At 72.1% G+C, this 12,104-nt stretch carries 13 protein-coding genes; 6 read left to right on the top strand and 7 right to left on the bottom strand.

The annotated features are described in order from the left end of the window. Positions 1-35 precede the first annotated feature (35 nt). The 3 genes from ACW62_RS12570 to ACW62_RS12560 form a co-directional block, all read right to left on the bottom strand. Positions 36-800 carry an ABC transporter permease gene (locus ACW62_RS12570; protein WP_053204454.1) on the bottom strand — a complete coding sequence of 255 codons (765 nt, stop codon included), beginning with the start codon at positions 798-800 and terminating at the stop codon, positions 36-38. Continuing rightward, complete coding sequence (locus ACW62_RS12565; RefSeq protein WP_053204453.1) at positions 797-1,600, bottom strand: ABC transporter ATP-binding protein; 804 nt, start codon at positions 1,598-1,600, stop codon at positions 797-799. Before ACW62_RS12565 ends, ACW62_RS12570 begins: the two co-directional genes overlap by 4 nt. Before the next feature lie 103 nt (positions 1,601-1,703). Then, complete coding sequence (locus ACW62_RS12560) at positions 1,704-2,804, bottom strand: sulfite oxidase (RefSeq protein WP_053204452.1); 1,101 nt, start codon at positions 2,802-2,804, stop codon at positions 1,704-1,706. A 117-nt stretch (positions 2,805-2,921) separates the two neighbouring features. Between ACW62_RS12560 and ACW62_RS12555 the strand changes: the two genes are divergently transcribed. Next, positions 2,922-4,292 carry an FAD-binding oxidoreductase gene (locus tag ACW62_RS12555; protein ID WP_053204451.1) on the top strand — a complete coding sequence of 457 codons (1,371 nt, stop codon included), beginning with the start codon at positions 2,922-2,924 and terminating at the stop codon, positions 4,290-4,292. Positions 4,293-4,308: 16 nt separating this feature from the next. Here ACW62_RS12555 and ACW62_RS12550 read toward each other — a convergent pair whose 3' ends face one another. Genes ACW62_RS12550 through ACW62_RS12535 form a run of 4 tightly spaced genes read right to left on the bottom strand, consistent with a single transcriptional unit; the run spans position 4,309 to position 7,365 of the window. Then, entirely contained in the window at positions 4,309-4,710 is a 402-nt protein-coding gene (locus tag ACW62_RS12550) for a RidA family protein (RefSeq protein ID WP_053204612.1), read from the bottom strand. Continuing rightward, a complete protein-coding gene (locus ACW62_RS12545; protein ID WP_053204450.1) occupies positions 4,710-5,498 on the bottom strand; it encodes an ABC transporter permease in 789 nt (262 codons plus the stop codon). The genes ACW62_RS12550 and ACW62_RS12545 overlap by 1 nt, the downstream gene beginning before the upstream one ends. After that, positions 5,495-6,325 (bottom strand): ABC transporter permease, encoded by an 831-nt coding sequence (locus tag ACW62_RS12540; RefSeq protein ID WP_053204449.1) that lies wholly within the window; start codon positions 6,323-6,325, stop codon positions 5,495-5,497. The genes ACW62_RS12545 and ACW62_RS12540 overlap by 4 nt, the downstream gene beginning before the upstream one ends. Next, positions 6,322-7,365 carry an ABC transporter substrate-binding protein gene (locus ACW62_RS12535; RefSeq protein WP_157574708.1) on the bottom strand — a complete coding sequence of 348 codons (1,044 nt, stop codon included), beginning with the start codon at positions 7,363-7,365 and terminating at the stop codon, positions 6,322-6,324. The genes ACW62_RS12540 and ACW62_RS12535 overlap by 4 nt, the downstream gene beginning before the upstream one ends. 284 nt (positions 7,366-7,649) lie before the next feature. Between ACW62_RS12535 and ACW62_RS12530 the strand changes: the two genes are divergently transcribed. The 5 genes from ACW62_RS12530 to ACW62_RS12510 are packed head-to-tail and all read left to right on the top strand — an operon-like array spanning position 7,650 to position 12,102. Further along, positions 7,650-8,504 (top strand): ABC transporter ATP-binding protein, encoded by an 855-nt coding sequence (locus ACW62_RS12530; protein WP_083459695.1) that lies wholly within the window; start codon positions 7,650-7,652, stop codon positions 8,502-8,504. Next, a complete protein-coding gene (locus tag ACW62_RS12525) occupies positions 8,504-9,523 on the top strand; it encodes an alcohol dehydrogenase catalytic domain-containing protein (RefSeq protein ID WP_053204447.1) in 1,020 nt (339 codons plus the stop codon). The genes ACW62_RS12530 and ACW62_RS12525 overlap by 1 nt, the downstream gene beginning before the upstream one ends. Further along, positions 9,513-10,109, top strand: a complete 597-nt coding sequence (locus tag ACW62_RS12520) for an OsmC family protein (protein ID WP_053204446.1) — start codon at positions 9,513-9,515, stop codon at positions 10,107-10,109. The genes ACW62_RS12525 and ACW62_RS12520 overlap by 11 nt, the downstream gene beginning before the upstream one ends. Then, a complete protein-coding gene (locus ACW62_RS12515) occupies positions 10,106-11,227 on the top strand; it encodes a CaiB/BaiF CoA transferase family protein (protein ID WP_053204445.1) in 1,122 nt (373 codons plus the stop codon). Before ACW62_RS12520 ends, ACW62_RS12515 begins: the two co-directional genes overlap by 4 nt. Then, a complete protein-coding gene (locus ACW62_RS12510) occupies positions 11,224-12,102 on the top strand; it encodes an amidohydrolase family protein (RefSeq protein ID WP_083459694.1) in 879 nt (292 codons plus the stop codon). Before ACW62_RS12515 ends, ACW62_RS12510 begins: the two co-directional genes overlap by 4 nt. Positions 12,103-12,104 lie beyond the last annotated feature (2 nt).

The raw sequence follows: 12,104 nt of genomic DNA, 5'->3' as shown, positions 1-12,104 counted from the left end.
TTGTCATTTTGGGAACATGTTGTCAATAGGTCGGCTCAGTCGTACCGGCGCACCAGCCGGAGGTTGAGATACACCATCAGCGCGCCGAACGCCGCCACCACCCCGAACCCGCGCGCCAGCACGTCCCACTGCAGGTCCTGCAGGATCAACGACCGCAACGCCTCCATGACGTACGTGACGGGGTTGAACGTCGCCGCGATCTCCATCGGCCGGGTCAGCAGCTCGCGCGGCACGAAGTTCGGGGTCAGGAACAGCAGCGGGAAGAACACCAGCCCGCCCGAGTTCGTGGCCGCCGCACTACGCGTCTTCAACGCGATGAGCTGCATGAATCCGGCGAACACCATGCCCCACAGCGACGTCAGCACGACCAGCAGCACCAAGCCGGCCGGCCCGCTGGCGATCGTCACGCCGAACGGCAGTGCGATGACGACCAGCGCGACCGTGAGCAGGGCGGTCTTCGCGCCCTCGGCGATCAGCCGGCCGAGCACCAGCGCGGCACGCGACACCGGCGCCGCCCGCAGCTTGTCGAAGTAGCCGCCCTCGATGTCCTCGACGAGGTACAGCGCGGCCGATCCGAACGAGGCGGCCAGCAGCAGCGAACTGGGCAGCTGGAACGCCGCGTACGTCTGCCCGTACAGGAACGGGGTGGAGTCGGACGGGAAGATCCGCCCGGCTTGGCCGAAGTTGACGACCAGGAAGAACACCGGGATGAACAGCGTCGGCGCGAGCGCCTCGGGCGTGCGCAGCGACTCGCGGATGGCCCGGCGGCCGAGCAGTTCGGTCTGGACGAGCGCGCTCATGCCGTCACCTCCTGCACGTCGCCGGCCACGCGTTCGCGGGTGCGGCCGGTGGCGTCGAGGAACACCTCGTCCAGGGTGGGGTCGGACGTCAGTCCGAGCCGCGACCGCAGCTCCGCCTTCAACGATGCCGGCGTGCCGGAGCGGACGATGCGGCCGTCGTCGATGATCGCCAGCCGGTGGCAGAGCTGGTCGGCCTCCTCCAGGTACTGGGTGGTGAGGAACACCGTGGTGCCGCGCTGGTTGATGCGCCGCACCTCGTCCCAGACGCCGAGCCGGCTGGCGGGGTCGAGGCCGGTGGTGGGCTCGTCGAGGAACAGCACCTCGGGCCGGTGCACCAGCGCCGACGCGAGGTCGAGGCGGCGTTTCATGCCGCCGGAGTAGCCCTTGATGCGCCGGTCGGCGGCCTCGGTCAGCTCGACCAGCTCGAGCAGTTCCTCCGCCCGGGCCGCTGCCTCGGCCGCGGTGCTGCCGAACAGCCGCGCCTGCAGCTCGATCAGCTCGCGCCCGGTCTGCCGTGGGTCCAGCCCGGCCTCCTGCAGCGCGACGCCGATGCGCCGGCGGACGGCGTCGGGGTCGGCCGTGACGTCGATGCCGGCGACGCGGGCGGTGCCCGCCGTGATGGTGAGCAGCGTGGTGAGCATGCGGACGGTGGTCGACTTGCCGGCGCCGTTGGGCCCCAGGAACCCGAAGACCTCGCCCGCGGTGACGCTGAGGTCGACGCCGCGGACGGCGTCGACGGTGCCGGCCCGGCCGCGATACTGCTTGACCAGGCCTTCGGCCTCGATCGCGAGAGCGTTCATGTCCCCTCCTCGTGGTCATAGCCACGGGGGCGCAGGGGTGCGTCCCCACAGAGACGTCGAACCGTAGCGGCCGATACCGACAAGGTCGGGCGGGCGAGTGTCCTCAGCGGACGACGACGGTGACCTGCTGCGCGTGGTTGTTGGCCATGCCCTGACGGTTCCAGGCCTGGTCGACGGGCTGCTCGTGGCCGGCGGCGTCGCGGGCGCGGGCGCGCAGCTCGTGCCGTCCGGGGTGGGCAGTCCACGCGAACCGCCAGGACCGCCACGCGTACGGCGCGGGTTGCGGGCCCAGCTCGGCCGGCCGCCAGTTGCCGCCGTCGTCGGTGCTCACCTCGACGGACTCGACCGGCGCCCAGCCCGACCACGCCCGCCCGGTCAGCTCGACGACGCCTGAGTCGACGACGCGGACGCGGCTCTGGAAGTCGGGCACGCCGGGCGGCTGGATCAGCGCCTTCGGCAGGATGCGGGTCACCGGCTCGCCGGGGTCGTCGGCCGCCTGCTTGACGCGGTACGACGTGACGTTCTGGTAGCCGTCGAACGCCGACTCCAGCACCTCGACGCCGACCAGCCATTTCACGTGCGCCATGCCGTACCAGCCGGGGACGATCAGGCGCACGGGCGCGCCGTGCTGCGGCGGCAGCGGAGCGCCGTTCATCTCGTCGGCCAGCAGGACGTCGTCGCGCAGCGCCTCGGCCAGCGGCAGCCCGCGCCGGTACGTCTGCTCGACCCCGCGTTCGAGGCCGCTGTCGGCGCCGGTGAACGCGACGTCGACGGCGGACGCGGCCACGCCCGCCTCGGCGAGCACGGCCGCCAGCGGTGTGCCCGTCCACTCCGCGGTGCCGACCGCTTCGTCCAGCCACGGCTGGCTGACCGGCCGCGGGCTCAGCCGGGCCCGCCCGTTGCCGGCGCACTCCAGCGTGACGCGGTGGGTCACCCGCGGCCGTGCGCGCAGGTCGTCCAGACTCAGCGAGAGCGGCCGGGTGAGTGCGCCGGACACCGTCAGCCGCCAGGCGGCCGGGTCCACGGCCGGGATGTCGTAGTGCGTCAGCAGATAGTGCAGGCCGGCCGGGGTGACGTCGTAGCGCAACGCCTCCAGCGGCAGGCCGTGGTTGCGGGCGGCGAGCCGCAGCTCGTCGACCGAGACGCCCTCGCCGGGATCGGCGATCCGTGCCGGTGCGCTCACCCAGTCCTCGACCGTCCCCATCGTCCAGTCGTACTCCCCGTGGACCCGGCTGGCAACAGTTCGGGCAGGTCACACGCGGCGTCACACGGCGCGGTGGGAGAACTGTGGGGATCGGCTGACACCCGAGGGGGGAGCACCATGTCCGAATTCACGCTCGACCAGTTGCGCGAGCAGGTCCGCGGCGCCGTGTACGCGTCCGGAGACGACGGCTACGACCAGGCCCGGCGCGTGTACAACGCGATGATCGACCGGCGGCCGCGGGTCGTCGTGCGGGCCGCCAACACCGGCGACGTCGCCACCGCCGTCCGGTACGCCCGCGCCAACGACCGGGAGATCGCCGTCCGCGGCGGCTCGCACAGCGTGCCCGGCTTCGGCACCGTCGACGACGGCGTCGTCATCGACCTCGGCGCCATGCGCGCGGTCCGGGTCGACCCGGCGGCCCGGACCGCGCGCGCGGAAGGCGGCGCGACCTGGGGCGACTTCAACGCCGCGACGTATCCGTACGGGCTGGCCACGACCGGCGGGATCATCTCGACGACGGGGGTCGGCGGGCTGACGCTGGGCGGCGGCATCGGCTACCTCGCCCGCGGCTTCGGGTTGTCCTGCGACAACCTGGTCTCCGCCGACGTCGTCACCGCCGACGGCCGCATCCTGGTGGCCAGCGAGGACGAGAACGCCGACCTGTTCTGGGCGCTGCGTGGCGGCGGCGGCAACTTCGGCGTCGTGACGTCGCTGGAGTTCCAGCTGCACCCGGTGAAGGACATCTACGGCGGGCCGATGTTCTTCTCGCTCGACGACGCCGCCGACGTGCTGCGGTTCTACCGCGACTTCATCCAGGACGCGCCCGAGCAGTTCGGCGGCTTCCCGGCGTACCAGATCGCGCCGCCGCTGCCGTTCATCCCGGAGGACCGGCACGGGGAGCCGTTCCTGGCCTTCGTGTCCTGCTGGGCCGGGCCGCTGGACGAGGGCGAGGCGATGCTCAAGGAGCTGCGCGACGTGGCCCCCGTGGTCGCCGAGCACGTCGGCCCGATGCCGTATCCGGCCCTGAACAGCGCGTTCGACGGCCTGGTGCCGCCCGGGTTGCAGCACTACTGGAAGGCGAACTTCGTCCGCTCACTCAGTGACGAGGTGATCGCGGCGCATCTGGAGCACGGGCCGAAGGTGCCCGTCGTCAACTCGACGATGCACATCTACCCGATCAACGGCGCCGTCCACCGGGTCGCGCCGGACGCGACCGCGTTCGGCCACCGCGACGCCACGTTCGCGACGGTGATCGCGGGGATGTGGCCGGACCCGGTGCAGAACGAGGCCAACATCGGCTGGGTGCGCGACTACTACGCGGCCACGGCGCCGTTCTCGGAGGAGGGCGGCTACGTCAACTTCATGGCGGCCGACGATCAGGACCGGGTCGCCGCCAACTACGGCGGCAACTACGAGCGGCTCCAGGCGGTGAAGCGCGTCTACGACCCGGACAACGTGTTCCACCTCAACCAGAACATCGCGCCGTAGGCCGGTGGCCGTCGCCTCACAGCACCGCGACGGCTTCGACCTCGATGCGGTACCGGGGGTCGGCGAACCCGGCCACACGCACCAGCGTGCTGGCCGGGTACGTCCCGGTGAAGTAGCGCGACCGCACCTCGCGCAGCTCGTCGCGGTGGGCCTGGTAGTCCTCGCCGACATAGACGGTGACCTTGACGACGTCGTCGAGGGTGCCGCCGGCCGCGACGAGCACGGCGCGCAGGTTGGCGAAGACGAGGTCGGCCTGCTCGACGATGTCGTCGGGCATGGTGCCATCGGCCCGGAAGCCCATGATCCCGCTGACGTAGACAGTGCTGCCGCCGGTCACCTTCACCGCCTGGCTGAACTGCCACGTCGGCGCGTACACGTCCGGCGGCGTCACGACTTCGCGCCGCACGACCCCGGTCATCAGCCGACCGACCTGACGCCGGCCTCGTACCACGGCGCCCACTTGCGCCGGGCGGCCGAGATCGTCAGCAGCAGCCCGTTCGCCACGATCACCATGACCAGCACGATCGCCAGCGCCTCGGCCATCCGGAAGTCGAACGCGACCTGCTCCAGCCGGTGCCCCAGCCCGCCGGCCCCGCCGAGGAACTCGCCCAGCACGACGCCGGTGAAGGCGAGCGCCGAGCCGCGCTGGATGCCGGCCAGGCTGAACGGCAGCGTCGCCGGCAGCACGATCTTCAGCCCGAGCGCCGGCCCGCGGAACCCGAAGACGCGGCCGGCCCGGATCAGTGAGCCGTTCACGGTCTCGACCCCTTCCATGGTGTTGAGCAGGATCGGGAACACCGCCAGCAGGAACGCCAGGGCGATCTTCGACGCGCTGCCCAGGCCCAGGGCCAGGATGAACAACGGCGCCAGCGCCACCTTCGGCGTCGAGTAGAGCAGCCAGAGGAACGGCGCCACGGTGAAGTGCAGGACGGGGAACCAGCCGACCGTCAGCCCCACGACCAGCCCGACGACGATCGCCAGCGCCAGCCCGGCGAACAGGTTCTGCAGGCTGAACACGAACGCGTCCCAGAACTCCGGGTCGCCGAGCAGGTCGACGAACGCCGCGCCCACGTCTGTCGGCGGCGGCAGGAACGCCTCCTCGACCAGCCCGAGGCGGGTGACGGCGAGCTGCCAGAACACCAGCAGTGCCGCGACCGTCCCCGCGAGCAGCAGGACGTACTTCGCATCGGAGCCGCGACGGCTCATCGTGCCCCCTTCGTCCAGGGCGCCACCCAGCGCCCGACGCCGCCGATCAACTGGGTCATGCCGACGCTCCAGAGGACGACCATCGCGATGGCGGCGAACGACTGGTCGGTCTGGTAGCTGTTCGCCGTCCGGACGATCAGCGCGCCCATGCCCGTGGACGTGCCGGCCAGTTCCGCGACCATCAGCGCGATCGTCGCCATCACCGCGCCCTGCCGCATCCCGGCGATGAGGAACGCCACCGTCGACGGCAGGAACACCTTCCGGTACAGCTGAAGGCGGCGGCCGCCGTATACCCGGGCGGCGTTGACCAGCGACGGGCTGGTGGTGCGCATCCCGGCCGACACGTTCAGCAGGATCGGGAACAGCGCGCCCATGACCACCAGGAACACCACCGGCCCGGTGCCGAACCCGAACCATGCCAGCGCCAGCGGCTGGTACGCGAGCATCGGCGTCGCGTAGATCGTCCAGGCCATCGGCCCGACGACGCGGTCGACGGCGAGCGACGAGCCCATCAGCAGCCCGAGCGGCACCCCGATCAGCGTCGCCAGCCCGAACCCGGTCAGCCAGGACCGGATCGACGTCAGCACGTGCTCGCCCAGTTGCCCGGACGCCAGCAGCTCGTCGAATCCCTCCAGGATGCTCAGCGGCGGCGGCAGGAAGATCGGGTTGATCACCCGCCACGACCCGACCAGCAGCTGCCACAGCGCCAGGACGACCAGCACCTCGCCGAGGACGATCAGCGCCTTCTGCCATGGATCCAGGGCGGCCAGCCGGGCCGCGAGGCTCGGCCCCGCGGCCCGGCTGGAAGCCGTCGTGACGGTCGTCACGGGTAGACCAGCTCCTCCGACGGCATCGCGGCGTCCAGGTCGAGCAGCTCCTGCGCCTTGTGCAGGTAGGACAGGTCGACGTGCTCGTCGAACGGCAGCGGGTCCAGCTCCTGCGTCTCGATGGTGGTGTCCCACGCCTCCTCGTCGAAATACAGGTTCGGGCAGGCCAGGTGCCCGTCGAGGATCCACGGGTGGTCCTGCGCCCGCAGCTCGTCGACCTCGAAGTCGTTGGCCGCGTAGATGTCGAGGATCTCGTCCTTGTTCTCCGGGACCTCGCCGACGCCGGGCGCGACGATGTGCTCCAGCGACTTCATGGTGGCGCGCAGGAACCGGACGGCGCTGTTCGGGTTGTCCTCCAGCCAGCCCTTGCCGACGACGTGGAGGTCGTTGGCCCACGGCCGCAGCGCCTCGATGACGATGTTCGCGCCGTACTCGTCCAGCGCGGGCCGGTCGTCGCCGTAGAACGGGATCAGCGAGACGCGGTCGGTGACGAAGAACTCGCGCCAGGTGGCGGAGTCGGGGCCCGGGTAGACGATGTCGACGTCGACGCCGTCGAGGTCCCAGCCCTCCTCCTTCAGCACCCGCTGGCGCTGGAACTCCGCCGGGTCGCCGGTGGTGCCGGCGAGGACGACGTCGGTGCCGGCCAGCTGGTCGACGGAGGTGACGCCGGGCTGCACGGCGAAGTCGAAGTTCTGCCGGCAGAAGTGCCCGGCCAGCGGCATGACGCCGACTCCCGCGCGCACCGCCTCGATCACCGCACCGGCGCTTTCCACGCCGATGTCGGCGCTTCCGCTCGACACCGCGGCATTGACGTTGTCGGCGGTGATCACTTCCACGGAAAGACCTTCGTCCTCGTAGAAGCCCAACTCCGTGCCCACGACGTACTGGGAGTACATGGTGATGTCCGGAAAGGGGATCGCGACCGTGATCTCGGTGTCCTCGGCGGCTCCCGGCTCGCCGTCACCGAGGTCGGCCGCCTCCACGGGGCCGTCATCCCCGGCCGTCGACGGTACGTCGGTGCAGGCCGCGAGCGTGATCATGGCCGTGCCCGTGATCAAGGCGACTGAGAGCGCCAGTGATCTGCGCATTTCACATCTCCGTTCCTGAAGGTGCCGCCGAGGCCCACCGGGGATCGGGCCGGTCAGTATTCGGATCACCATATTGATTGCGCCGCCTGAGTCGAGCCCCGCGTTCTCACCATTCCGGTATCACGCGATGCGGATTTCGCAGGGTACCTTTCTCTTCCGCCCGTTCCCGCTTTTTCCTACGCTCGACGAAACGCTTCGCCGACCGACTTGATCGCACGCTCGACGGGAGACACCGCATGGGCATCTCGCTCGCCACCGAGGCCGGCCAGCCGCCGGGGCGCCGCCCGCAGGACCGACGGCCGCTCATCAGCGTCCGCGGCCTGTCGGTGCGCTACGGCGCGAGCCGGAAGGGCAAGCAGGTGGTCGCGATCGAGGACGTGAACCTCGACGTGTTCCCCGGCGAGGTGCTCACGGTGCTCGGGCCCAGCGGCTGCGGCAAGACCACGATGATGAACACCGTCGCCGGCATCGTGCCCGCGACGGAGGGCACGGTCACGGTCGACGGCGCGCCGGTCACCGGCCCCGGGCCGGACCGTGCGGTCGTCTTCCAGGACTACGCGCTGATGCCGTGGCGGACGGTCGAGGCGAACGTCCGGTTCGGCATGGAGATGCAGACGAAGCTGCGCGGCCGCGACGCCGACCGGCAGGTGAAGGACGCCATCGAGCTGGTCGGGCTGACCGGCTTCGAGACCGCCTACCCGCGCGAGCTGTCCGGCGGCATGCAGCAGCGGGTCGGCCTCGCCCGGGCGCTGGTCGCCGAGCCGCGCATCCTGCTGATGGACGAGCCGCTCGGCGCGGTCGACGCGCTCACCCGCGAGGTCATGCGCGGCGAGCTGGAGCGGATCATCGCGACGACCGGCAAGACGGTCATGTTCATCACGCACAGCATCGAGGAGGCGATCCTGCTCGGTGACCGGGTGGCGGTGTTCAGCCGCCATCCCGGCACGGTGGCGGAGATCCTCGACGTCGACCTGCCCCGGCCGCGGTCCGAACGGGCCGCCCAGGGCGACTCGCGCTACGTCGAGCTGCGTAACCACCTCTGGGACGTGCTCGAGGCCGACGCCCGCGACGCCGCGAAGGACCAGCGGTGATGACCGGCGCGGCGGTGGTCGCGCCGGGCGGGGCCGACGGTGTCGTCGTCGGGCCGCTGCCGGTGCCGCGCCCGGCCGCCGGTGAGGTGCTGATCGCGGTGCAGACGGTCGGCGCGAACCACCTCGACCTGCACGTCATGAACGGACGGGGTCCGGGTGCGGCGGCCAGGCTGCCGCTGGTCCCCGGCATCGACCCGGCCGGCGAGATCGTCGAACAGGGCTGGGACGTGCCCGGCGACCGGCGCGGTGAGCGGGTCGTCGTCAAACCGAACCTCACCTGCGGGACCTGCCGGTACTGCCGGGCCGGCGAGGACGCCGACTGCACCGCTCAGCGGGTCGTCGGCGGGCACCGGGACGGCGGCGCGGCACAGTTCGTCGCGGTGCCGTCGCGCGCCGCGATCCCGATCGGCGGGATCGACTACGCGATCGCCACCGCGGCGGTGCACAGCGTCCCCATCGCGCTGCACGCCATCGAGGCGGCCGGCGGGATCGAGGCGGACGCGACGGTCCTGGTCACCGGCGCGACCGGCGCCGTCGGCGCGGCCGCCGTGCAGCTGGCCCGGCACGCCGGGGCGCGCGTGCTGGCCGCGTCGACGTCGGCGGACGTGACGACCGCGGGCGCCGAGCCGCTGCGCTACGCCGAGCCGGACGACCTGCCGGAGCTGGTGGCGGCGCGCGCGCCGGACGGCGCCGACGTCATCGTCGACGGCACCGGCCGGGCCGACGTGCTGACGGCGGCGGCCCGCTGCCTGGCCTGGCGCGGCCGGCTGGTGCTCTGCGCCGCGTCGTCGGCCGGGCAGCTGCGGCTCGACCCGCGGACGTTCTACCAGCGGCGGCACTCGGTCGTCGGTGCGGCGTCGGCCGGCTACGACGACGTCGTCCGGGCCCTGGAGCTGGTCGCCGCCGGTGTCGTCGTCCCCGAGATCGCCGCCGAGTACCCGCTGGCCGAGATCCACGCCGCCTGGGCGGCCCTGGGCGATCGCGGCCGCCGCGGGAAGGTCGTGATCCGTGTCCGATGAGCTGACCAACGCGCCCTACCTGCGCGACGTCGTGCTGTCGACCCGCGAGCGGCTGTCCCGCGAGCCGGGTGCGGCGCGCATGCGCCCCTGGGTGTCCACCCGGCTGGAACAGGACGTGCGCGCCGTCGCCCGGTTCATGCAGTACGACCAGCCGTACGAGTTCCGCTGCGACGAGTCGCCGGCCCGGGCCGGGCTCGGCTCGGCGCCCAGCCCGATGCGCTACCTGCTCAGCGGGCTGGCGTTCTGCCTGCAGGTCTGGTGCGCGAAGGTGGCCGCCCTGCACGACGCGGCCCTGCACGAGCTGCAGATCGACGTGCGCACGCTGCTGGACATGCGCGGCGAACACCTGGTCGACGACGTCCCGGCGCACCCGCAGTGGTTCGTCCTCGACGTGCGGCTGCGCAGCCCCGCGCCGCCGGACGCCGTCATCGCCGTCGTCCGGGAGGCCGCGCGCCGCTGCCCGGTCACGTCGCTGGTGCGTGCGGCCGTCCCCGTGTACCTGCTGATCACCCACAACGGCACCACCACGTACGACGACCGCCCCGATGAGCTCAGCAAGGAGCACGAGGAGATGACGACCCGATGACCGGCCCGTTGGCCGGCCTGCGCGTGATCGAGCTGGCCCAGTACATCTCCGGGCCGTTCGCCGGCAAGCTGCTGGCCGACCTCGGCGCGGACGTGCTGAAGGTGGAGTCGCCCAGCGGTGACCCGATGCGACGGTGGGAGGGCGGCGACGCCGTCACCAGCCCGCAGTTCGCCGCGTACAACCGCAACAAGTCCGGCGTCGTGCTGGACCTCAAGACAGACGCCGGGCGGGACGAGCTGACCCGCCTGGTGACGACGGCGGACGTCCTGATCGAGAACTTCCGGCCCGGCGTCACCGCCCGCCTCGGCGTCGGCTACCCCGAGTTGGAGCGGGTCAACCCGCGGCTGATCGTCTGCTCGATCACCGGGTTCGGCCCGGACGGCCCGTACGCCGGCCGGCCCGCGTACGACACCGTCATCTCCGCGCTCAGCGGCATGTACAGCCAGATCGTGCCGGACGGGACGATGCGCCCGCTCGGCCCGGCGTTCTCCGACCTGCTGTCCGGGATGTCCGCCGCGCAGGCCGTCCTCGCCGCGCTGCACGCCCGGCAGCGGACCGGGCGCGGCGAGCACGTGGAGGTGTCCATGCTCGGCTCCGTCGTCGACTTCCTCACCGAGCCGGTGTCGACGTACCTGCGCACCGGCGAGGTCTCCCGGCCGGACAGCCGGCCGCGACGGGCCCAGGCGTTCGCCTGCGTCGGCTCCGACGGTGGCGCGTTCGTCGTGCACCTGTCGGTGCCGGAGAAGTTCTGGACGGGGCTGCTGGACGTGCTGGAGCGGCCGGACCTCGCGCACGACCCGCGCTTCGCCAGCCGCGAGAACCGGGTGCGGCACTACGACGTCCTGGACGCCGTCCTCAAGGAGATCACCGCCGCCCGGCCGCGGGAGCAGTGGCTGCGCCGGCTGGCCGCCGCCGACATCCCGCACTCCGCGCTCAACGGCGTCGACGAGTTGCTGGCCGACCCGCAGGTGGCGCACCTCGCGCTGACCGAGCCGGTGGCCGAGCCGGACGGCCGCGAGGTGCTGCAGCCGCGGCTGTCCACCGTCTTCCACCGCAGCGGCGCGCCGGACTACCGGCCCGCGCCGCCGCTGGCGGCGGACGAGGCGGTGGCGTCGTGACGGTGCCCCGCGACCTCGTCGCGATCGACGTCCACACGCACCCGCAGACCGAGGAGTTCCTCGCCGCGATGGGGCAGCGGCGGGCGCAGATGGCCATGCACTTCGGCCAGCAACGCCCGGTCGTCTCCTTCGCCGAGCAGGCCGACCAGTACCGGTCGCGGAAGATGATGGCGGTGATCGTCAACTCCGACTCCGAGACCACGTCCGGCATCCGCGGCGCGCCGAACGACCTGCTCGGCAAGGCGCAGGCCGACCACCCCGACGTCTTCCTCGCCTTCGCCGGGATCGACCCGTGGAAGGGCGCGGCGGCGGTCGCGGAGATCCGGCGCTGCCACGCCGAGTACGGCATCGTCGGCGTCGGCGAGCTGAACCCGTCGCGGCAGCGGTTCCTCCCCAACGACCGGCGGTTCTTCCCGATCTGGGAGACCTGCGCCGAGCTGGGGCTGGTCGTGATGTTCCACGGCGGCTTCCCCGGCGCCGGCGCCGGAACGCCGGGCGGCGGCGGCCACCGGCTGGAGAACGCCCGGCCGATCCCGTACGTCGACGACGTCGCGGCCGAGTTCCCCGAGCTGCGGATCATCTCCGCGCACCCGGCGTGGCCGTGGCACCTGGAGAACATCGCCATGGTCTGGCACAAGTCCAACGTCTACCTGGACCTGTCCGGCTGGGGACCGAAGTACCTGCCGCCGGAGGTCGTGCGGTACGCCGACTCGGTGATCAGCGACCGGGTGCTGTTCGGCACCGACTGGCCGGTCCTGACGGCGGACCGCTGGCTGGCCGAGTTCGACGAACTGGGCTGGAAGGACACGTCGCGGCGGAAGATCCTGCGCGACAACGCGTTGCGGCTGTTCGGCCTCGCCGGCTCGGAGGAGTGAGG

The sequence above is a fragment of the Jiangella muralis genome, from assembly GCF_001270745.1.
Taxonomy (GTDB): Bacteria; Actinomycetota; Actinomycetes; order Jiangellales; family Jiangellaceae; genus Jiangella; species Jiangella muralis.
The sequence above is the reverse complement of the archived record's forward strand: the minus strand, read 5'-3'. Positions and strand labels throughout refer to the sequence as shown.